The following is a 21,947-nucleotide window of genomic DNA, read 5'->3' as shown; positions in this document are numbered from 1 at the left end:
AATTAAAGGATTTCTATGGAGGTGTTTCTGCTTTTGGCGCTGGTGGTACTGGTCATCTGGTTTGGCAACCGGATAAGCACCGACGTAAAACTGCACCGCCAGGACCTGCACCACCTGCAGGAGGAATTGGCCCGGCTGCGGGAGCAGATGCAACGCACCTCTAAAGAAGGAGAACCGGGCCCCGCCCGAAGCATTTCCCCTGCTCCGCTTGCTAAGCCTGAAACCCCAGCCACCCCGGCTCCTGCGCAGCCTTTAACTGTCCTTTCACCGCCTGTTACCGTGGCGCCGCCAGAATCAGCACCAGTGCCGGAAACGCCGCGCGTGGCCGCTTTCCAAGGCATTGAAGAAGATCCTTTCTTCCAGGAACTGGAGCAAGAGCCCGCCAAACCCTCCTTCTTCACGCAAAAGCTGGACTGGGAAAAATTCATTGGCGAGAACCTCATCAACAAGCTGGGCATTGCCATTCTGGTGCTGGGCATTGGGTTTTTCGTGAAGTATGCCATTGACCAGGATTGGATCAATGAGGTGGGCCGGGTGGCCATTGGACTATTAGCGGGCGGAGCGCTGCTGGGCGTGGCGCATAGGTTACGCAAAGAGTACAAGGCCTTCAGTTCGGTATTGATTGGGGGCGGCATGGCGGTGCTTTATTTCACCATTGCCATCGCGTTTCATGAGTATCAGATATTCAGTCAAACGGTAGCGTTCCTGTTGATGGTGGGCATTACGGCCTTTACCATTTTCCTGGCCATTGCCTATGACCGCATGGAACTGGCGGTGCTGGCCCTCATTGGCGGGTTTGGTAGTCCGTTCATGGTGAGTACCGGCGAAGGCGATTACGTGGTGCTGTTTATGTTCATCCTGCTGCTGAACGTGGGCATTCTAGTGCTGGCCTACTTTAAGAAATGGAACCTTCTTAACTTCATTGCCTACGTTTTCACCATTATCCTATACGGCAGCTGGTTTGGTACCCGGGTGGTAGACACGCCCACGGCTCCGTTCCTTGGCGCCTTGGTGTTTGCCACCCTATTCTACCTGGTGTTCTTCTTGATGAACATCATCTATAATGTAAAAGAACGCCGTCGGTTCACCGCTCCGGAGATTATGCTCCTGCTGAGCAATACCTTTTTGTACTACGCGGCGGGCATGTACGTGATGTCCCACCTCGCCGGGGGCGACTACAAGGGGTTGTTCACTATTCTGCTGGGCGTTTTCAATTTTGCGTTTGCCTTTGCGCTGTACCGCAGCAACCGCGTAGACCGCAACCTGGTGTACCTGCTCATTGGTCTGGTGCTCACGTTCCTGAGTTTATCAGCGCCTATTCAACTGGAGGGTAACTACATTACCCTGTTCTGGGCGCTGGAGGCGGTGCTGTTGCTTTGGCTTTCGCAGCGCTCGGGCATTACGCTCATCAAGTACGCCTCTATGCTCGTGCTTGGCCTTATGCTAGTGAGCCTCATGATGGACTGGATGGAATACACCATTTCCCGCGAAAGCCTGCCCCTGCTTTTGAACAAGCTCTTCATCACGGGCATCGTATCGGTGGCGGCGGTGGCAGGTACCTGGTGGCTGCTACGGAAGGAGGAAACAGGCGCTCTTTCGGCCCAATTCCTGAAAAACTACCGCACCTTCATAGGCCTGCTGTTCGTGTTTTTGCTGTACCTGGTACTGCTGCTGGAATTGCAGCACCAACTGGAGCACTCCTCTCTGAGCCCCGACACCCAACTTCTCTTCCTGGGCTTCTTCCATTTCCTGTACCTGCTGGGGCTGCTGTGGCGAACCCACCGGTTAACGCAGCCTATCTACGCACAGGCGACCATGGCTCTCTCCTTAGTAGCGGTGCTGGCCTACATGACCAACCTGCAGCCGGCCACCACCCACCTCCGGAACGGCTATTTGTTTAACCAGACAGAGACCTTGGCTGCGTTCCTGAGTCATTATTTACCGCTCCTCACGCTGGTGGTGGTGATGGCCGTGGTGCTACGGCGCATTCATAAAACAGACACGTTTAACAGCCTTCTTGGCAAGATAAGTCTGTGGCTGGCCAGTGCAGCGGGCGTTATCCTGCTTAGCTTTGAGCTGGAGCACCTTTGGCTGCTGGTGGCCCATCCTTCTTCTGAGCTGTTGTATCACACCCAGCGGCAGGTCTACAAAATTGGCTTCCCTATTCTCTGGGGCTTGTGCTCGTTTCTTTTGATGGCGTTGGGCATGGCCCGAAAACTAAAAACCCTAAGAATTATCTCGCTCACCCTGTTCTCGGTGGCCCTGCTCAAGCTGTTTATTTTTGATGTGGGCGACATGTCTGAAGGCGGGAAAATTGCCGCGTTCATCTGCCTGGGCGTGCTGCTGCTGATAATTTCCTTCATGTACCAGAAACTGAAAAACATGATTCTGGAAGACACCCCGCCAGATGACAAACCTTCAAGCTCTTTGTCCCATGAAGCGTAAGCTGCTGTTTCTATTGATGGGGTGTTGCCTGCTTTGGCAGCAAAGCGGGGCCCAGGACTTTTCCTGGCAGGCCCAGTTGCCGCCCGCTACGCAGAAAGGCTATCACCGCCTGCTGCTTACCCCAGAAATTATTGGCCACCTGCAGCTTGGCCTGGAAGACGTGCGGCTTTTTAACCAAGCCGGCCAAACCGTGCCCTACCTGCTGCGCACCGAGGTGCCCGTGCAATACAAGCGCCTCTTCAAACCTTACCAGATCCTGAGCTACGCCCGTCGGCCCGGCGGGATGTCTGAGGTGCTGGTGCACAATCCGCAGCAGCGCGCCATCAACAATATCAGTCTGCTCATCGGCAATGCCGAAGTGAGAAAACAGGTTTCTCTAAGCGGCAGCGATGACCGCCAGAACTGGTACGTGCTCAAAGAACGTGACTGGCTCTACGCCATCCAGAGCACCCAAAGCACCGCCGAGTTGAAGCTGCTGGACTTTCCGCTGAGCAAGTACCGGTATTTTAAGTTGCAGTTGAATGACTCTACCAGCGCCCCGCTCAACATCCTGAAAGCCGGCTACTATGACACCTATTCTGAGGCCGGCAAATATACCCGCATTCCTATCCAGTCCTTCTCCCGTAAAGACAGCGCCGACACCCATTTCACCTACCTGCGCCTGACGTTCGGGCAACCGGTATACCCAGACCAGGTTGCCGTACACATTTCAGGCCCGGATTTTTACCATAGACCTGGCAGGGTTGTGTTGGGCAAAAAGAGAATTTATGAACGACGGGGCAAGCCAAGACGACGACGCTCCCGCCTGCAGGAAATCTCCGTGCCGCTGCTGCTAAACTCCAACGCCCCGGCCGTGGTAGACCTCCCGCGCCGGCGGGTAGAGAAGCTGGAAGTGCAGATTGAAAACGGCGACAGTCCGCCGCTGGTGATTGATTCTGTGCAGGTGCTCCAGCTCAACCGCTATCTGGTGGCCGATCTTGACTCAGGCCAGACCTACACCCTGCGCTACGGCGACGAAAAGCTTTCGGCCCCCAACTATGACCTGGCGTTTTTCCAGGACAGCATCCCGAAGGACATTCCGCTGCTGGTGCCGCAGCCGGCCAAGGCCTTGAAAACTGAAAATGCGAAGGGCCCGCGCGGGTCAAAAATGCTGATCTGGGCGGCTATTGCGTTGCTGGCCCTGGGACTGGGATACATGACGGTGAAGCTGCTGCGCGATATGGACAAGAAGAAGCAGGCATAACCGGCAAAGGCGTTTTGATCGCTTTAACCCTTATCATTTCATGCTATGCTTTCGCCCAAGAGCCGTTCGTCTTCATTCATAAAGACGATGGCTATCCGTTAACAGGACCTAGAAAGTATTTGGCGGTTGGGCAGCAAAACGAAGTTAGCTTCCAGTTAGGCAAGAGAGTTGCTGCAGGAAGCCTCGTGATCCAAAACGGCAAAATTGATTCTGTGCTTTTAAACCCTGAAGATTCCTTTACCTACTATCTTACCCCAGATGCAGCCGGCCCGGTGGTAGTTCAGGCTGAAGTTTTCACTCAGGGACAAAAGGATTCCAACACTGAAATCAGCACATTTGAGGCCATTACTTTGCCACTGGTGGAAGTACGGCTTCTAAAAAATGAGTATACAAAACACCAAAGGCTCCGTTTTGGCTTATTTGATAAAAGCACAGGTAAACCACTTCCTAGGCGCTACCATGTCGGCCGGTTTTTCGATGTTAAGGTATATGATGAGAAGGGAGAGCTTGTGGCAAGGGCTCCCATGCAATCGGGTACCACCATTTTTCTTACTCCCTTTCCGGAGCCTATTCCAATAGTAAAAGGCCACTTTATCAGATTCTCCTTCCCTATCCGAGATTTTAAAACAGGTATTCTATTTTCTTCAGATGAATTGGTGCATACCTTTTAAAGGCGTGTTTTGAGCCTTTTTTCGGAAAAACAAGCTTAAAACGGAAGAATGCGGCACCGTCATTTTCCACTTCTAAAAGTGAAGGCCATCCCTTCCAAGCGAAAAGCTAATGCTCCTTAGGCTTACACTTTCCCTGAAAAGGACTGTTCCTGTTTTGGGCCTGTTTTCAGAAAAACAGGCCCAAAACGCTACCGTTCCTCTACCAATACTTTTTCCTCAGGTTGCCTATGCAGCACCATCATTTGCAGGGAAAGCATTTCCTTTTTAAGCTGAAAACATTTCTCCCAGCTGGTCTGGATAAAAAGAGCAAGGGCATCATTAAGCTCCGTGAGGGCATCACTGTCAAAGCCCGCTTCTGAGAAGTACACTTGGCCCTGGGTGGCCAAGCGCTCCAGTTTAGGGCCTTGCCCCGCAAGTAAGCAGCGGGTATAGGCAGCGTCCTGCAGCAGATGTTGAAGCCGAAGTTTAATAGGTTCCTTGCGCTCTTCCAATTCCCCAACAACGGTTTTTGCCCCCTCCATTGTCATGTCATTGGTGAAGATGAAGTTGAGGGTATCAAAAATGTGTTGGTACAGCCTGGTATCTTCCAGGGCTTCTTTGGTGGCTTGGAACAATTGCCGGTAGGCCTCCAAAAGCTCGGCCCCTTTCCCATTTTCCTCGGCCTTGCGGTAGAAGAACCCAAAGACCTTTTTATCTAATTGATCTAATTGCCCCTGGGCCGCTTCCAGTTCCAGCTCCAGGTCCTGCTGCACGGTCACAGCTTCTTTGGCTTTATATTTCCTACCATCAAAATCAAAGGTTTTCACGGCATAGTCCCCGCTGATGATCTGCTGAACCGTTTGGATATCATTCTCCAGATGGCTGATTTTCTCTGGTAGCTGGCAGTGCGCATCTGTGAATAAGTCCTCAAACGCAGTATCTGCCAATACAGGGGGCGTGCCAGCCTCGCTGTCCACTTCAAAGGCTTTTAAGATGCGGTTGTCATAATATCCCTTGTAGGCTTTATCAAAAGTCCGGCCGGTTATCTCTGCGCTTACCTTTTGGGAAAAGGCAGCAAGGGTTAATATTTCCGGGACCTGCGAGAATTCAGCTCCGTGGTAAATCTTTTCAGTCATCTGCTGCTGCACCTTCTCTGCTTCTCTAAAAAGCACCCAGGCCGGCTCAGGCAGAATGGTTGCGGGTACATTAAGGGCTACCAGATGGGTTTCACGGTCATCTGTGCTGGGGTGCGAGGCCCATTGGTCCTTGACCACCAGCCTGCTTTGATGAAAACGAGCCAGTGTCTCCCCACTTATTTGCGGCAAGCCATGTACCAGGGGGATATTTAAATCAGCAGAGAACCTGTGCATAAGCGCGCGGTGATGCTGGTAAAGGTTATCCGCCTTCAGGTTTTCACTGAACCATGAATTGTAATGCTCAAATAGGCGGGCATAACAAATATCGGCGGCCTCTATACGCCGCAGGCTGGTGATGAGGGGTTCGGACCCCGCCACAAAAGCAGCCACCGAGTCTGCATGGAATTCCATCTGCCGCGACAAGCTCATGTAGGGCTTATTCACCACCACATACGCTTTCTTCAATACCCATTGAATAGCTTGCACTATTTTAACCGTAATGCCGGCAAAAAGAGCAAAGTACCCGCTTAAGTTAGACCATTTATCCAGCGTTTTTGCGTAGCCTTCATTCTCATACAGCATGTTATGAATAGCTCTGTTCACGTTGTACACGTAAGACCCCAGCTTCATACTGCGCTGCGAGAAATGCCCGAACTCATGCGCCAAAATGGCTTTAAACTCAGTGATGTTCACAGAATTAACCAAGCCTAGCCCTATAACCAGATTCTTTTTCACCGGGAAGAACATACTCCAGAAGCTGGAGTCATAGAAAACGGCAGCGTTCACCTCCGCGGACAGGTAAATCTTTTTAGGGAAGGGTGTTTGGGTTTCCTGGGTAATTCTCCGGATGAAAGCAAACAACTCAGGCTGCTCGTCTTCCTGAATCTCCGTCATGCCGGAACGGTCCGTTTTATTGCGCGTGAAAATGAATTTCAGGAGGAAAAAAATCACCATTCCCCCCAATCCAGCCAGCCCTAAGCCCAGCATCAAAGTAAGGAAGGACGGCTTGAGGAGCACCAGAAAATACCCGCCAAAACCGGATAACACCGCCAACGCAAGCGCTGCCGCCATCAAAGCCACGTAAACCACCGCAAAAAAAGCAATAGCCCCGGCTACCTTTACAATTTCACGCTTAAACGCCGCCGAAGGAGCCATAATGCGTTCATCTACCTTCTCAGGCATGGCAGGGTATGGAAAAGATTGGTTCATGTGGTGCTTGTTTGCAGTTGGGGCTTCTTTTTGAGAAGTTAAGATAAGAAGAAGCGGCCATTCAAAAGCAAGTGCCAGCCATTTTTTCAATAGAAATATTTAAAGATGGGGTCGCCCATAGCCAGCAATAAAGTTCTCAAAAGAGGGAAGCTTTTTCTTTGCCCAGGCATGCTTATAAGCCCTTACCTATAAGGGCTCTGCCTGATAAGGATCCCCCAAATGGGGCCCTGTTGCGACTGCCGCTTCTGTTTTGAGCCTGTTTTTCTAAAAACAGGCCAAAAACACGCCTTTCCCTCTCCCATTGCTGCTTCTTTTTCAGTAGCTTACCCCGGCAAATACCCTACTCCAACCTAACAAACCAATATGCAACACCTTTTACCCGCGCGGCTTTTCAGGCAGTGGCTGCCCCTGTTGTTGGGCGGCCTCACGCTACTGGCCCCCACTTCTGCCGAGGCCCAGAAAAAAGAGAAAACCAGTAAGTCCTCTAAATCCAAGAAAGGCACCCAGGAGCTTTACCCCGAAAAACTATACAACGGCCTTACCTGGCGCTCCATAGGCCCTTACCGCGGCGGACGGTCCGGCACCGTGACCGGCGTACCCGGCCAGCCCAACCTTTTCTATTTTGGGGCCACCGGCGGTGGCGTGTGGCGCACCAAAGACGGCGGCTCAAGCTGGGAAAATATCTCTGACAAATTCTTCGGGGGCTCTATTGGGGCGGTGGCCGTGAGTGAGGCAGACCCCAATGTAATTTACGTGGGCGAAGGCGAGAAAACGGTGCGCGGCAACGTGTCCTCGGGCTTTGGTATGTGGAAGTCCGTGGACGCGGGGCAGACCTGGCAGCATATTGGGTTGAGAGACTCTAAGCATATTCCGCGCGTGCGCATCCATCCCAAGAACCCAGACCTGGTGTATGCTGCGGTGCTGGGCAACATCTATGCGCCCAATGAACAACGCGGCGTGTACCGCTCCAAAGACGGCGGCAAGAACTGGGAGCGCGTGCTGTTCGTGAACAAAGAAGTAGGTGCTTTTGACCTGGTCATTGACCCTGTGAACCCGCGCAACCTCTACGCCACCACTTGGCGCATGGAGCGCACACCCTACAGTTTCTCCTCCGGCGGGGCCGGCTCCGGCATCTGGAAAAGCACCGACGGCGGCGACACCTGGAAAGAGATTTCCCGCAACACCGGCCTACCCAAAGGCACGCTCGGCATCATCGGCGTAGCCGTTTCCCCGGCCAACAACCAGCGCGTATGGGCCATGGTGGAAGCCGAGGACGGCGGTTTGTTCCGGTCTGATGACGGCGGCCAGAATTGGGCCAAACTCAATGATGACCGCAACCTGCGCCAGCGCGCCTGGTACTATACCCGCGTGACCGCAGACCCTAAAAACGAAGACGGCGTGTACGTGATGAACGTAAGCTACCACCACTCCACCGACGGCGGCCGCACCTTCAAAAACTACAACGCCCCCCACGGCGACCACCATGACCTCTGGATTGCCCCCGAAGACCCCAAGCGCATGATCATAGCCGATGACGGCGGCGCCCAAGTAAGCTTTGACGGTGGCCAGAACTGGAGCACCATGGACAACCAGCCTACGGCCCAGTTTTACCGCGTAGTGACGGATAACGCCTTCCCGTACCGCATCTACGGCGCGCAGCAAGACAACTCTACTTTACGCATTGCCCACCGCACTACCGGCCGCAGCATTGGTATTCATGACTGGGAAGAAACGGCGGGCGCAGAAAGTGCCCACCTGGCCGTGAACCCCAAAGACCCGGAGATTGTGTACGGAGGAAACTACGGTGGCTTTTTGGCCCGGGTAGACCACAAGACTGGCTTTGAGCGCACCATCAATGTGTGGCCAGACAATCCCATGGGCCACGGCGCCGAAGGCATGAAGTACCGCTTCCAGTGGAACTTCCCTATCTTCTTCTCGCCGCACAACGCCAACCGCCTGTACACCACCTCTAACCACGTGCACGTGACCACCAACGAGGGCCAGAGTTGGGAAGTGATCAGCCCGGATTTGACCCGCAATGACAAGAGCAAGTTAGGCCCGTCCGGCGGCCCCATCACTAAGGACAACACCAGCGTGGAGTACTACGGCACCATCTTCGCGGCCATGGAATCACCCGCCGAGGAAGGCGTGATCTGGACCGGCTCTGATGACGGCCTGGTGCACGTAACCCGTGACGCCGGCAAGACCTGGACCAACGTGACCCCCAAGGCGCTGCCGGAGTGGAGCATGATCAACAGCGTGGAGCCCCACCCTACTCAGAAAGGCACCATGTACTTTGCTGCCACTCTCTACAAATCAGGAGATTTTCAGCCGCTGCTGTTCAAAACCACAGACTACGGCAAGACCTGGACCAAGATCACCAACGGCATACCGGCTACCCACTTCACTCGGGTGGTACGCGTAGACCCTAAACGCCCTGGCTTGCTGTACGCGGGCACGGAGTATGGCATGTACGTGTCGTTCAATGACGGCGCCAACTGGCAGAAGTTCCAGCAGAACCTTCCGCTGGTGCCTATCACGGACCTTACCATTAAAGATGACAATCTCATTGCCGCCACCCAGGGCCGAAGCTTCTGGATCATTGATGACCTGACCCTGCTGCACCAGCTTACCCCGCAGATTGCCAGCAGCAAGTTCCATCTCTACAAGCCCATGCCTTCTTACAAAATGAACGGCGGCAACATGGCCAACACCAAGTTTGAGGGCCAGAACCACCCCGGCGGCGTGATGGTGCACTTTTACCTGCCCGCTGCCCCGGACACCACCTCCAAAATGACGCTGGAGATTCTGGAGAAAGACGGCAAACTGATTAAAAAATACACCTACGGCGCCAAAGACGCGGCCAGCAAACTGGAAGCCAAAGAAGGCCTGAACCGTTTTGTCTGGAACATGAGCTACCCAGAGGCCTCTAAATTTGAAGGCATGATTCTGTGGGGCGGCGGCACCCAGGGCCCAAGGGCTATTCCAGGGACCTACAAGGCGCGCCTTACCGTGAACGGCCAACCACAGGAAACCGAGTTTGAGATTCTTCAGGACCCACGCAGCAAAACGCCTTTGGCAGATCTGCAGGCCCAGAAAACGTTCCTGCTGCAGGTGCGCGACAAGCTCACCGAGACCAATGACGCCATCAGTAAAATACGCGAGGCCCGCACCCAGATCAATACCGTCACCTCAAGGTTCCAGGGCCAGGAGAACATGAAAGACGTGCTGGAGGCGGCCAAGGCGATGAACAAGAAAATGACCGAGGTGGAAGAAACGCTGTACCAGACCAAGAACCGCAGCGGCCAGGACCCTCTCAACTTCCCCATCCGGTTAAACAATAAACTGGCTAACCTGGCCTCACAAGCCTCAGTAGGTGACTTTAAACCTACGGATCAGATGTATGCGTTCCAGAAGGAAGTAACCGCCCAGATAGATGCCCAACTGCAGAAACTCAACCAAGTCTTCACCACTGATTTACCTGCCCTTAACCAGTTGATCAAAAGCAAAAACGTAGACGCTATCATGTTGAAGGAGAAGAAAGAGACCAAGTAGGAAACAAGCCTCTTTTCTGAAGCAACTCACTTTTAGAACTCCCGCCGCTTTGACAGTGGCGGGAGTTCTGTTTTAAGCCTGTTTTCTAGAAAACAGGCTTAAAACAGAAAATGACAGAACCCAATAGTAGATGGAACATCAGAGAAGCCCTATATTAGAGGATTCACTTTCTTACTATGAAATTCTTTCTCCCTCTCCTTTTTCTTTGTTGTTCAGGGCAGTTGGTCCTGGCCCAGACAAATCCGGCGAAAACAGACCCAGCCACCAAGCCCATTACACCTGGTGCTCATGATTCCCTGCAGGTAGAATACGTGCGCACAGAACCTAACGCTGACCTGTGGCTCCTGCCCGGCGACCGCCTGAACGTGCGGGTTAAAACCAAGTCTGGCTTGCAAGTACGGCTCTGGAACCAGCACCCGCTGCAGGAATTGCCGGCGGCGCAAAACAAAGGCGTGGCAGGGCTGTACGTGGGCTCTTACATTATTCAGCCTTCAGACAAACTCAAGGACCAGTTTCTACAAGTGCTGGTAGATGACACCACTACGGCCTTGGCGGCGGCCACCCATTACTCTACCACCAAGGTTACCATCCTTAACCCAGCACAGCCTCTCTACGGATTTACCAAAACCAATAGCGCTTACTTGAACTATGGCTTAGGCGAAGACCGGTTGGGTGGGGCTAAAATGGGCTTTCTGGATTCATTGGTGCGCGTGCAGGTAACTGGCAAGACCGGGCGTGATTACCGCATTAAACTTTCCAACACGCTCAACGCCTACATACCCGTGCAGCAGGTGCAACTGGAAGGCGTCTCTACCTATACCGGCGAGAGTCTGACCAGTTCCTGGAGCGTGACCGGCGATGACGCCAACGGCAAGTATGACTATGTCCGCGTGGCCGTGGGCCAACGGCTGCCTTACACCTCTTACTTGGAGATGAACCCGTCCCGCATTGTGGTGGATATTTATGGTGCCGTCTCTAACTCCAACTGGATCACCCAGCACCGCACCCTGCGGGAAGTCACCAACGTGCAGTACCAACAAATTTCGTCAGATGTGTTCCGGGCTACCATTGATTTGTGCCACCCCCAGGCCTGGGGCTATAGCGTGGGCTACCAGGGCAATTCACTGGTGGTACGGGTAAAGCGGCAGCCTCCAAAACTGAAGCTCCAACACCTCACCGTTGCCGTAGATGCGGGCCATGGCGGCACTAACAACGGCGCCACCGGCAAAACGGGTGTCCCCGAAAAGGAGATTACCCTCAAGATTGCCCAACAACTCAAAAAGGAACTGGAGAAGAAAGGCGCTAAGGTGGTGATGACCCGGGAGGCCGATATAAGTGTAGACAACTCCGTGCGTGTACAGACCCTGCGTCAGGCGCAACCCGATCTGCTGGTGAGCATTCACGTGAACTCAGCTGGCCGGCCAGAGGTGCAGGGCGCCAGCACGTACTACCGGCATGTGGCGTTCCGGCCGCTGTCGCAGGCTTTATATAAAGAGGTCTTGAAACTGGATCTGAAGGAATTCGGGAATATTGGCGGCTTCAATTTCGCCCTGAACGCCCCTACGGAGTTCCCCAACGCGCTGGTGGAAACGGCCTTTGCCTCCAACCCCGAGGATGAGCAGAAATTGATTAACTCAGAGTTTCAGGCAGACATGGCAGAGCAGATACGAAAGGGAATAGAACTGTTTCTGAAACAGACGGCCAGGCGCAAAAAGTAAGCTCCAAGCGGGCATTAGCTTGTTATCCTGAAAAATAGCAGTATATTCACTTCTCACTATACTAAAACCAAACTACTCACAAACAAACTTTTACCACATGGAAAACACAGCTACCCAAGACTCTTTTTTCTCAGACATCTATGAAACTTCTGCTACGGTAGAATATGCAGGCTTCTGGATCAGGCTAGTGGCTTTGATAATTGACGGCTTTGTCCTGGCCATTCCTAACTGGATCATCAGCGCCGTTTTCATGGGCGGCACCGCCCTGGCTACCGACCTGGAAAACAATCCCTATGCCATGATGGCGGCCATGTCTGGCACTTTAGGCATTTCAACGTTAATCAACCTATTGTATAAGTCTATTCTGGAAAGCTCTTCATGGCAGGCCACCATTGGCAAAAAAGCCTTAAACCTGAAAGTAACCGATGAGCATGGGCAGCGCATTTCCTTCTTAAGGTCTTTAGGCAGAACCTTGTCTACTTACCTTTCTACCATTATTCTGTTTATTGGCTATATCATGGCGGCTTTCTCTTCGCGCAAGCAAGCCTTGCATGATAAAATTGCCAGCACCTTGGTAGTAAAAACCCGCTAGTAATTCTATATTTATCTGAATTGAACTAATTCCTTCACCCGAGGCAAGTAAAAACCAAACGCGTCTCACATACCCATTCATCTATGTCAATGCTTAAAGAATTCAAAGAATTTGCCATGCGTGGCAACGTAATCGACCTGGCAGTGGGTGTGGTTATTGGAGCCGCTTTTGGTAAAGTAGTTTCCTCTTTCGTGGATGATATTCTAATGCCGCCGCTGGGGATTCTCTTAGGCGGGGTTGACTTCAAAGACCTGAAAATGGTCTTGAAACAAGGCGCCGTTGATGCCGAAGGCAAGATCACCGACGTGACCCTTAACTACGGCAATTTCATTCAGAGCCTGGTAGACTTCATGATTATCGCGTTTGCCATCTTCCTGATGATCAAGTTGATGAATACCCTAAACCGCAAGAAAGCGGCCTCTCCGGGTGTACCACCAGCGCCTACCAAAGAAGAAGTACTCCTGACTGAAATCAGGGATGCCATTCGCACCAAACCTCTGGTGTAGGCAAAACCCGTTTTAGGGCAGTTTTCCTAAAAACAGGCTTAAAACAGAAAGCGCACCCCTGGGGTGCGCTTTCTGTTTTAATATAGGATAAGTTCTTTAAGCTTAGGCTTCTTCGCCTTCTTTTTTGTCTTTGAGCGCCAACTGGCCGCAGGCAGCGTCAATGTCTTTGCCCCGGCTGCGGCGCACGTTCACCTGCACACCCCGGTCAGCTAAGTAGCGCATGAATGGCTCCAGGCGGTCATCCTCAGACTTCTGGAACATACCATCGCCAATTGGGTTGTATTCAATGATATTCACCTTGCACGGAATCAGCTTAGAGAACTGCAGCAGTTCCTGGGCATCTTCAATATTGTCATTGAAGTGGCTCAGCAAAATGTATTCATAAGTGACCTTGCGGCCGGTTTTGTTGTGGTAATACACCAACGCATCTTTAAGAGCCTCCAGGGAGTTAGTCTCATTGATAGGCATGATCTCGTTGCGCTTCACGTCATTGGCGGCGTGCAGAGAGAGGGCCAAGTTGGCTTTGATACCGTCGTCGGCCATTTTCTTGATCATCTTGGCAATACCGGCGGTTGAGACCGTAATTCGGCGGGCCGCCATGTTCAGACCGTCTGGCGCCGTGATGCGCTCAATACTCTTCATCACGTTGGCGTAGTTGAGCAAAGGCTCGCCCATACCCATGTACACAATATTGGTGAGCGGCCGGTTATAGTTACTTTCGGTCTGCTCCTTTATGCGCACTACCTGGTCATAGATTTCATCGGCGTTAAGGTTTCTGATGCGGTCCATCTTGCCGGTGGCGCAGAAAGAGCAGGTAAGCGAGCAACCCACCTGGCTAGACACGCAGGCGGTCATGCGCTTGGGATGCGGAATAAGCACGCCTTCCACAATATTGCCGTCATATAGCCGGAAGGTAGACTTAATGGTATAGTCCTCGCTCATCTGGCTGGTGTTCACTTCTACCGTGTTAATGGTGAAGAAACGCTCCATTTTCTCGCGCAGCGGCAAGGCAATATTGTTCATCTCAGAGAACGACGTGGCCGTCAGCTTCCAGATCCACTCATAGACCTGCTTGGCGCGGAAAGGCTTCTCGCCCTGCTCCACCATCCAGGCCTTGAGCTGGTCCAGGGTTAGCTTTCTTATGTCCTGCTTGTTCAGGATCTCTATATCTTGGATCAAAGGCATACTCATACCACAAAGGTACAAAATATCTTACGCTTTAGTTTCCAGACGCTCGCGGGCTTCTTGCGGCACGCCCCGCAACTTGCGTGCGGTATAGTCAAAGCAGAGCATACCGGTCTTGGCCTGTGCTATTTCCTTGCCATTCTGGTTCGTGAGCCGGTATACCAGATCAAACCCGTACTTGTTGAACTCTGTGGCCTGCACCTGCACCGTGAGCGTATCTCCATAGAAGCCTTCGCCTTTGTAGACAATGCCCACATCACTCATAATCAATCCGGCGCCGGCTACATCCAACTCAGAATAGCCATGTTGCTTGAGGAACCTTACGCGGGCCTCATGCAGCAAACTCAGCAGGGCGTCGTTGCCCAGGTGCCCGCCGTAGTTGAGGTCCGTGATTCTAATGGGTAGCTCGGTCAGAAAGGAGTAACTGGCGGGAAGGTCTATTTTAATGCGGGCCATTTTTTAATCAGGAATTAAGAATTGGGAATTAGGAATTTCTATTCAGGGGTAGGGCTATCCTTTGACAAGTTGCGCTTAGCATATCTTCTTTTCAAGAACACCACAACGGCTATCAAAGCAATCAGGAAGATGAAAGTCAGAAAAAATTTATTGATGGTTGACGCCGGGATTTGATGTCCAGATGCTAAAGCCATCATTAAAAATAGCACAGAAAGTGTGGCCAAGAGAGCAAGGATAATCAATAAAGTATTGAATAAGATTCTCATCTGAGTTCTTTGAAAACAAGGGTCTCTAAAGGTACGCCACAGAGAAAGACGATGCAGGTTTTGGGGCTATTTTCTCCAAATCATGCCGAAAACGGGGTACCTCCTTTAGGCAGAAGCCAGGAAGCGCGCCAGTAATGAGGAAAAATGCCTACTTTGGACGCCTGTATTTTAACCTGCGTTTACCCGTGACCCTACCCGCCCTACAGAAAGGAGATGCCGTTGGCATTGTCTGTTTAGCCCGAAAAGTAATTTTAGAAGATATCCAGGACGGCATCAGGCTGTTGGAAGCCTGGGGACTGAAGGTAATCCTGGGCCAAAGCATAGGGGCCGAGGATGGCTACCTGGGCGGGCCAGATGCCCTGCGTGCGGCTGACTTCCAGCAGATGCTGGACAACCCCGCGATAAAAGCCATCTTTTCCGCCAGAGGCGGTTACGGCACTACCCGCATCATAGACCAACTGGATTTCAGCAGCTTGAAAGCCCAGCCCAAATGGGTCATTGGTTTTAGTGATGTGACGGCAATGCTGTGCCACCTGCACGCGCTGGGGCTGGAAAGTATCCATGGCACCATGCCGCTGCTCATGGGCAAGCCAGACACCCAGGAAGCCGATGAGTCTTTACGACGCATTCTATTCGACGAGCCCCTCTCCTACTCTATTCCGCCAACCCCTCATAACGTGCTGGGCACTGCCACCGGCCAACTGGTAGGCGGCAACCTTATTCTGCTGGACACTATCACCGGCACCGCCTCAGACATAGATTACACGGGCAAGATTTTGTTCCTGGAAGACGTGGGTGAGCATTACTACAACCTGGACCGCGTGCTGGTACACCAACGACGAATGGGCCGACTGGAGAAATTAGCTGGGTTGGTGGTAGGCCAGTTCTCAGATATGAAAGATACGGCCGTGCCCTTCGGGAAGGACGTGCCGCAGATTATCCTGGAGCATTGCGGCGGCTTTGGCTACCCCATTTCCTTTGATTTCCCGGTAGGCCACGTAGACCGGAATTTGGCGCTGGTAGTGGGCCGGGAAGCCATGTTGCAGGTCACTGAAGAAGGCGTTACTCTTACCTATTCTTCTTCTCTGGCTTAGAAACAGCTTCAACATTAAAATGGCGCAAGCAAACGCCTGCGCCGTGAAATGACTGTAGAATTTATCTGGAGAAGATTTCCCTTAGTCTTCCTTTCCTCTGCCCTTCCCTCTTTCCTTTCTCTTCTCTCTTTGTCATCCTGGAAGGATCTTGATAGCAGACGGTAATGAGGTCTGAGCAAACGCTATTCTAGTTCGCCCACAAGATACCTTCTAGGATGACAGAGAGGGTGGGGAGCAGGAGAAATGAAAGCCGGATACTTCCCTCATTGCCTAGCAGCAACCGCCGCCATCATAGAAATAGGTAGAATCAGTGATGAACAGGTCCTGGCGGTTTAAGGAAGCCAGGGCACCTGCGGTCTTGTCACAGACAGCCAGGGGCTGGTTATTAAGCAGCACGTGGCCCTTCTGGTCATCCAGGTACTCCTGGTCACCAAAGTAAATGGCGGTTTTACCGGTGAACACGCAGGGGCCGTCAGCGGGCATGGGGTCTTTGATGGCGCAGACTTCCACGCTTTCAATAAACACCAGTTCCTCGGTCTCGTATTGCCCGGGAGCCAGCACGCGGTAGGGTCGTTTGGCCCGGATCTCGATCGTGCCGAAGCCCACATCTGTCAAGGCTTTCACGTATTCCTGCAAAGGCAGCGCACCGCTTAGACACAGAGCCCGCAGGCGGCTGTCTTCCTTGAGGTTAGCGGGCATACCTCCGTCACAGATAGGGTCTGAGAGAATAAGGCGCCCGTGCGGTTTTAGCACCCGATACATTTCCTGCAGCGCCTTCTTCAGATCATCGGTTTTGAAAATATTGAACAGGCAGTTCTGGGCGGCTACGTCTATGCTTTCGTCTTCTACCGGCAGTTCCAGGGCATCGCCATGGCGCAGGTCTACAAAATCTGAGGAGAACCAGTCGTTCTCCAGTTCGGCCAGCTTGAAATTATCCTCGCAGGCCTGCAGCATCTCATCTACCACATCTACGCCAATCACCCCAGCAGGCTGCCGGTTGAAATACGCGAACTGTAAAAGCTCCATGCCGCCACCTACGCCCACGTAAAGAATTTTAGGGTTGTTCACCAGGTCACGGGGATGCACTGTGCTGCCACAGCCATAGTTCATTTGCTGCATTCTTTTAGGGATAGACAGCCCGGGCAGTTGCCAGATGGGCGTGGTGGTACAGCAAAGCCCTACATCTGGCGTTAAAGCGGCATCGCGGTACAGGTCCTGGGTGGTAGAGTGGTATGACATGTGAAAAGTAAATTAAGAGGAATAAGCTTCTCCTGAAAAGCAGCAATACAAACAAAGCCTGGCCTTATGTTCGCCCTTGGTGAAATTCTGACCAGGGAAAGGGATAAGGTATATCCGTTTAAAACAGGCCAAGACACTTACGGAGTGTATAACCAATAGGGATTGTTTTTGTTCTGTCTGGCGCTAAAAAAACCGTTCCCCGGATATTTCCAGAAAACGGCTTTAAAGTAGCTTTTATTTCAAGTGCTATTTCTCGTTCATGACCACGTGCAAGAGGGTTTGGCCTACTGCCTTTAAGGTATTGCGGTCAATAATGTCCATGTTGTCTGTGTGCCTATGGTGATAGGGCCCGAAGAACCCGTCTGGGCTGGTAGGATCATACGCGATAATGTCTATCATTCTGATGTTGGCATACTTGATCACGTAAGTGTGGTCATCAGTGATGCCTGGGCTATCCACGAAGGGGAAGTAATCTGAGTAGCCAATTTTCTGAGCGGTGCGCCACACTTTCTCCACCACATCTCCGGCATAGGTACGGCTGGTTTCCTCCCGGGCAAAGCGGGCGTTCTTGGCCCCCACCATGTCCAGTAAAATACCGTAGGCCGCAGAATAGCCCTTGGGTAACAGGTTCTGAGACCAGTACTGCGACCCTAGGCACCAAGTGTCTTCTTGGTAAGGGCCGGTGTTATCTGGTTGTCCGTAATCTTCGCCGTCAAAGAGCATCAGGTCGACACCCACGTTCTCTGGCAAGGGATTGGTCTGCAGCTGGCGCGCAATTTCCAACAGCACCGCTACCCCGCTGGCCCCGTCATTGGCCCCGTCTATGGGCTTATTGGGGTTTTTAGGGTCTTTGTCGGCTACGTGGCGGGTGTCCCAGTGGGCGGCCAGCAAAATACGCTTGCTGGCTTTGGGGTTGATCTGCCCCATAATATTGCGCAGGTTCAGCACCGTACCGTTATAGGCCTTGGCCGTGAAAGATTGCACCAACACGTTGGCTCCGTAGCCTTTCAAGGTAGAGATCAGGTAATCGCCGGCGGCCTCATGGGCGGGGGTATTAGGTACCCGCGGCCCAAACGACACCTGCTTCTGCACCATCTGGTACGCTGAGTCGGCGTTGAAGGATGGTACGTTCACGTTGGCGGTTTCCGTAGTGGCGGTTTCGCCGGCCGGACTCGTTTCCTGCTTGGCTGATTTGTCGCAGGCAGGAAGGCTTGCGGCTAAGAGTAGCCCAAGGGCCAGTGTTTTCATATTATTCTTCATAGGCCCAGTCAATCCCGGTTTTCATGTCTTTAATTACAATGCCCTGCGCTTTGAGCTGCGCCCTGATCACGTCTACCCGGCCGTAGTCTTTGGCTTCCTTGGCTTCTTTGTAGAACCCTAGCACAACGTTGAGCAGCGCCTGCGCATCGGTGGTTTGCTCTTCCTGGAGGCCCAAGATGTCAAGCACCGTGGTGCGGTACTGATCACGCATCTGGTTAAAAGTTTCCTCAGAAATGGTTTCCAGCTTAAAGCCGCCGGTATGCATGCTGTTGATTTTCTTGAGCAGGTTGAACAGGGCCGCAATAGTCTTGGCCGTGTTCAGGTCGTCATTCAGCGGCGCGAGCAGTTCTGCGGTAAGTTTCTGAATTTCCTCCTCGGCTTTGGCGTCTACCGCGGTAGCCCCCGCTGGGTATTGGAGTTGGTCCAGAATACGCAGGCCGTTCATCACCTTCAGGTATCCTTTGCGGGCCGCCTGCAAGCCTTCGTTACTGAAGTCTAGGGTGCTGCGGTAATGCGCCTGCAGAATAAAGAACCGCACCGTCATGGGCGAATACGCCTGCTGCAACAACTCATGGGTACCGTTAAACAACTCACCCAAGGTAATGAAATTGTTGAGTGACTTGCCCATCTTCTTGCCGTTGATGGTGATGAGGTTGTTGTGCATCCAGAAGCGGGCAGCGTCTGTGTGGTTGTCGCTGGCCTGGCTTTGCGCAATCTCGCACTCATGGTGCGGGAACATGAGGTCCAGTCCACCGCCGTGGATGTCAAACTGAGGACCCAGGTATTTCCGGCTCATGGCCGAGCACTCCAGGTGCCAGCCCGGAAACCCGTCTGACCAGGGCGAACTCCAGCGCATGATATGGCTGGGCGAGGCTTTTTTCCAGAGCGCAAAGTCCAGCGGTGACCGCTTTTCCTGCTGCCCTTCCAGGTTGTCACGGGTATTATTGAGCAGGTCTTCTATCACACGACCAGACAGCTTTCCGTAATGGTGCTCTTTGTTATAAGCGGGCACGTCAAAATACACAGACCCGTTTACTTCATATGCCAGGCCATTATCCAGAATCTCCTGGATCATCTCAATCTGCTCAATGATGTGACCTGAGGCACGCGGCTCAATGTCTGGGGGCGTCACGTTCAGGCGGGCCATGTCCTGGTGGAAGCTGTTGGTGTACTGCTGCACCACTTCCATGGGCTCCAACTGGTGCGCTTTCGCGAATTTCTCAATCTTGTCCTCTCCTTCGTCAGCGTCGTTCTGCAGGTGACCTACATCTGTGATGTTGCGTACGTAGCGTACCTTGTAGCCCAGGTACTGCATGTAGCGCCGAAGCACGTCAAAGGTAATATAGGGCCGGGCATGGCCCAAATGCGCATTCCCGTACACCGTGGGTCCGCAGACATACAGTCCCACCAACGGGGGATGCAGGGGTTCAAACAGTTCCTTGGTGCGGGTGAGCGTATTATATATAGATAACGGGTGGTTCATGCGGCAAAATTATAAAACTTACTGGTACTTGTTGTAACGGTACGGGGTTCCGGGGCTTTGGCTGCTTTTTTCTTTGGGTTTTAATAGGGATAGGCTGTTTTGAGGGTGTTTTTAGGAAAATAGGTGTAAAATGGGATTTTTAGTTTGGATAGTCATTCGGCGTTTGTTGGTGTTCCTAGGGGCCAACTACTAAGACAGCCTATCCCTTAGGCATAAACTGGTGCACGCATTTTCGCCTGATGCTGGCGTGGTGAGCACCTATGCCTTAAGCCCTTATGCTGTATTGTTGCATCTTTTCCCTCCGAGCGCTCACGGCCGCGGGGCCCCGTCTTTCCCCCTCGCACTGCCCTTGCGGCCGAGTTGCCTTTCGCTCTTAGTTAGAGTCTGTCTATGGCCACAAGCGAGGCGCTCGAAGTAAAGACTGGAATCGGGAAATGCTTGCTAGAAATGGAGGTAGCGTTTTAAGGGTGTTTTTTAGAAGACAGGCTCAAAACGCCTTAACTTTTACTAAGCGCAGACTCCCCCCTTGAGGGGGGCGAAGGGGGGTGTTTACACCAGCAGGTCCTCCCTTGGTTCAAGTTTCCAACTTGGACCCACCATTCGGGAAGTTTGCAACTTCCCTGAGGCCCTGGCCTCACTTTAAGCATTTCGTCCCCCTTTGAAGGAGGTTGGGGGATGACGCTCTTCTGCAGATCAACTCAAGACTCATAACTCAGCTCAGCCGTTTTAGGCCCGTTTTCCGGAAAACAGGCCTAAAACGCAAAGAATACCTCCCTAAAAATCCTTCCGAGTTAATACATAGGTGGCTTCTACGGGGAAATGATCGGTGAATTGAATTTGCTGGCGCACGTCAAACTGGAGCAGTTCCAGCTCTGGGCTGAAGAACTGGTTATCTATGCGCAGTGGCAGGCTTCCGTTGTAAGTAAACCCGAACCCGCTGCCGCCGGCCTCAAAGCTGTTGTTCAACTGCCTGCGCAATTGCTGATAGGTGTAGGAGCTGGGGAGGTCGTTCAGGTCGCCGCACAGGAGAACGGGGTAAGGGCTGGCCTCTATGTGTTCCAGCAATCGCTGCACCTGGTGGCTGCGGGCAATGAAGCCTCCTTTTAAACGGCGCGCAATGTTGCGGCCCTTGGTTTTGAGCCCCTGCTCGCTTTGCACTGCATCAGCCACGTCTTTCTCCTCAATAGCCATGGATTCCAGGTGCATGTTGTACACCCGCAGGGTATCATCTGAGGGCAACCGCACATCTACATAAATCACCTGGTTCTTGGTAGGCCGGTCAAAGGTTACGGTTCCTTTATTGAGCACCGGGAAGCGGGAGAAAATGGCCAACCCGAACTCGGCGCCAATCTGGTTCATCAGTGCTTTGCCTACATAGACTTCCCTTCCCTGGTCCTTTCCTATTCGCTTTCGGCTGTTATAGGTTTTGTCTTTTTTATCATGGTAGAATTCCTGCAGGCATAGAATATCAGCGGGGTGTTCGGCTACCCAGGTCATTTCCTTTTCGGGCAGACTGGGGTCATGGGCGTGCAGATGGCCATATACATTGAATACCCGAACGTTATAACTCAACACTTTTATGCGCTGGTCTTCGGGCTCCGGTTGGGCATCTGGGGTATTAAGGGTAAAATACCGCGTATGCTGGCTCCAGGTGAGAACCAGCAGCAGCAAGGGCAACAAGGCCCAGGCCGGACGCTGCCAAAGCCAAAGCAGCAACAAAACCGCGTTCAGGACCAGGGCGCCCGGCAAAGACATGGCAATAAACCCGGCGGGCCAGAAAAGGTGCGGCGGCACATACTGGCAAAGCACGCCCAAAAGCAGCCAGCCGGTAGACAGCACCGTAAGAAAAGACAGGAACTTCCTAAACACAGGTAAACATTAAAAGACAGAAGTAAACCTACGCAAAAAAC

General features: G+C 52.6%; 15 protein-coding genes. 8 read left to right on the top strand and 7 right to left on the bottom strand.

Features of this window, described 5'->3' with window-relative positions; genetic code table 11:
• Positions 1-15: 15 nt before the first annotated feature.
• Genes ACYVJQ_RS02205 through ACYVJQ_RS02195 form a run of 3 tightly spaced genes read left to right on the top strand, consistent with a single transcriptional unit; the run spans position 16 to position 4,359 of the window.
• Positions 16-2,445: a DUF2339 domain-containing protein gene (locus tag ACYVJQ_RS02205; RefSeq protein ID WP_460891440.1), complete on the top strand. Its 2,430-nt coding sequence runs from the start codon at positions 16-18 to the stop codon at positions 2,443-2,445.
• A complete protein-coding gene (locus ACYVJQ_RS02200; protein WP_460891439.1) occupies positions 2,435-3,688 on the top strand; it encodes a hypothetical protein in 1,254 nt (417 codons plus the stop codon). Before ACYVJQ_RS02205 ends, ACYVJQ_RS02200 begins: the two co-directional genes overlap by 11 nt.
• Positions 3,689-3,702: 14 nt before the next feature.
• On the top strand, positions 3,703-4,359 hold the full coding sequence (locus ACYVJQ_RS02195; RefSeq protein WP_460891438.1) for a hypothetical protein: 657 nt from the start codon (positions 3,703-3,705) through the stop codon (positions 4,357-4,359).
• A 188-nt stretch (positions 4,360-4,547) separates the two neighbouring features.
• On the opposite strand, the gene ACYVJQ_RS02190 is transcribed toward ACYVJQ_RS02195, so the two are convergent.
• Positions 4,548-6,683, bottom strand: a complete 2,136-nt coding sequence (locus tag ACYVJQ_RS02190; protein WP_460891437.1) for a M48 family metalloprotease — start codon at positions 6,681-6,683, stop codon at positions 4,548-4,550.
• A gap of 363 nt (positions 6,684-7,046) precedes the next feature.
• Between ACYVJQ_RS02190 and ACYVJQ_RS02185 the strand changes: the two genes are divergently transcribed.
• The 4 genes from ACYVJQ_RS02185 (at position 7,047) to mscL (ending at position 13,054) form a co-directional block, all read left to right on the top strand.
• Positions 7,047-10,238, top strand: a complete 3,192-nt coding sequence (locus ACYVJQ_RS02185) for a WD40/YVTN/BNR-like repeat-containing protein (RefSeq protein ID WP_460891436.1) — start codon at positions 7,047-7,049, stop codon at positions 10,236-10,238.
• 176 nt (positions 10,239-10,414) lie between these two features.
• Positions 10,415-11,956: an N-acetylmuramoyl-L-alanine amidase gene (locus ACYVJQ_RS02180; protein ID WP_460891435.1), complete on the top strand. Its 1,542-nt coding sequence runs from the start codon at positions 10,415-10,417 to the stop codon at positions 11,954-11,956.
• Positions 11,957-12,053: 97 nt separating this feature from the next.
• Complete coding sequence (locus ACYVJQ_RS02175) at positions 12,054-12,548, top strand: RDD family protein (protein ID WP_460891434.1); 495 nt, start codon at positions 12,054-12,056, stop codon at positions 12,546-12,548.
• A gap of 83 nt (positions 12,549-12,631) precedes the next feature.
• On the top strand, positions 12,632-13,054 hold the full coding sequence (gene mscL, locus ACYVJQ_RS02170; protein ID WP_460891433.1) for a large-conductance mechanosensitive channel protein MscL: 423 nt from the start codon (positions 12,632-12,634) through the stop codon (positions 13,052-13,054).
• Positions 13,055-13,156: 102 nt separating this feature from the next.
• Here mscL and rlmN read toward each other — a convergent pair whose 3' ends face one another.
• Entirely contained in the window at positions 13,157-14,239 is a 1,083-nt protein-coding gene (gene rlmN, locus ACYVJQ_RS02165; RefSeq protein ID WP_460891432.1) for a dual-specificity RNA methyltransferase RlmN, read from the bottom strand.
• A 27-nt stretch (positions 14,240-14,266) separates the two neighbouring features.
• Positions 14,267-14,695 carry an acyl-CoA thioesterase gene (locus ACYVJQ_RS02160; RefSeq protein WP_460891431.1) on the bottom strand — a complete coding sequence of 143 codons (429 nt, stop codon included), beginning with the start codon at positions 14,693-14,695 and terminating at the stop codon, positions 14,267-14,269.
• A gap of 400 nt (positions 14,696-15,095) precedes the next feature.
• Here ACYVJQ_RS02160 and ACYVJQ_RS02155 point away from each other — a divergent pair, with 400 nt between their 5' ends.
• Positions 15,096-16,055 carry a S66 peptidase family protein gene (locus tag ACYVJQ_RS02155; protein WP_460891430.1) on the top strand — a complete coding sequence of 320 codons (960 nt, stop codon included), beginning with the start codon at positions 15,096-15,098 and terminating at the stop codon, positions 16,053-16,055.
• A 270-nt stretch (positions 16,056-16,325) separates the two neighbouring features.
• Here the strand turns inward: ACYVJQ_RS02155 and arsM are convergent, their stop codons facing one another.
• From arsM to ACYVJQ_RS02135, 4 genes are all read right to left on the bottom strand, one after another.
• On the bottom strand, positions 16,326-17,294 hold the full coding sequence (gene arsM, locus ACYVJQ_RS02150; protein ID WP_460891429.1) for an arsenosugar biosynthesis arsenite methyltransferase ArsM: 969 nt from the start codon (positions 17,292-17,294) through the stop codon (positions 16,326-16,328).
• A gap of 246 nt (positions 17,295-17,540) precedes the next feature.
• Positions 17,541-18,554 carry a M28 family peptidase gene (locus tag ACYVJQ_RS02145; protein WP_460891428.1) on the bottom strand — a complete coding sequence of 338 codons (1,014 nt, stop codon included), beginning with the start codon at positions 18,552-18,554 and terminating at the stop codon, positions 17,541-17,543.
• A complete protein-coding gene (cysS, locus tag ACYVJQ_RS02140; protein ID WP_460891427.1) occupies positions 18,544-20,037 on the bottom strand; it encodes a cysteine--tRNA ligase in 1,494 nt (497 codons plus the stop codon). Before cysS ends, ACYVJQ_RS02145 begins: the two co-directional genes overlap by 11 nt.
• Before the next feature lie 774 nt (positions 20,038-20,811).
• Positions 20,812-21,906, bottom strand: coding sequence for an endonuclease/exonuclease/phosphatase family protein (locus ACYVJQ_RS02135; RefSeq protein ID WP_460891426.1), 1,095 nt, complete (start codon positions 21,904-21,906; stop codon positions 20,812-20,814).
• Positions 21,907-21,947 lie beyond the last annotated feature (41 nt).

The organism is Rufibacter soli, from assembly GCF_054781795.1.
The sequence above is the reverse complement of the archived record's forward strand: the minus strand, read 5'-3'. Positions and strand labels throughout refer to the sequence as shown.

Coding starts and splice junctions, on each gene's coding strand:
- arsM (WP_460891429.1), bottom strand. CDS start 17,294: ATGTCATACCACTCTACCACCCAGGACCTGTACCGCGATGCCGCTTTA.
- cysS (WP_460891427.1), bottom strand. CDS start 20,037: ATGAACCACCCGTTATCTATATATAATACGCTCACCCGCACCAAGGAA.
- ACYVJQ_RS02200 (WP_460891439.1), top strand. CDS start 2,435: ATGAAGCGTAAGCTGCTGTTTCTATTGATGGGGTGTTGCCTGCTTTGG.
- ACYVJQ_RS02185 (WP_460891436.1), top strand. CDS start 7,047: ATGCAACACCTTTTACCCGCGCGGCTTTTCAGGCAGTGGCTGCCCCTG.
- ACYVJQ_RS02155 (WP_460891430.1), top strand. CDS start 15,096: ATGAGGAAAAATGCCTACTTTGGACGCCTGTATTTTAACCTGCGTTTA.
- mscL (WP_460891433.1), top strand. CDS start 12,632: ATGTCAATGCTTAAAGAATTCAAAGAATTTGCCATGCGTGGCAACGTA.
- ACYVJQ_RS02145 (WP_460891428.1), bottom strand. CDS start 18,554: ATGAAGAATAATATGAAAACACTGGCCCTTGGGCTACTCTTAGCCGCA.
- ACYVJQ_RS02180 (WP_460891435.1), top strand. CDS start 10,415: ATGAAATTCTTTCTCCCTCTCCTTTTTCTTTGTTGTTCAGGGCAGTTG.
- ACYVJQ_RS02175 (WP_460891434.1), top strand. CDS start 12,054: ATGGAAAACACAGCTACCCAAGACTCTTTTTTCTCAGACATCTATGAA.
- ACYVJQ_RS02160 (WP_460891431.1), bottom strand. CDS start 14,695: ATGGCCCGCATTAAAATAGACCTTCCCGCCAGTTACTCCTTTCTGACC.
- rlmN (WP_460891432.1), bottom strand. CDS start 14,239: ATGCCTTTGATCCAAGATATAGAGATCCTGAACAAGCAGGACATAAGA.
- ACYVJQ_RS02190 (WP_460891437.1), bottom strand. CDS start 6,683: ATGAACCAATCTTTTCCATACCCTGCCATGCCTGAGAAGGTAGATGAA.
- ACYVJQ_RS02205 (WP_460891440.1), top strand. CDS start 16: ATGGAGGTGTTTCTGCTTTTGGCGCTGGTGGTACTGGTCATCTGGTTT.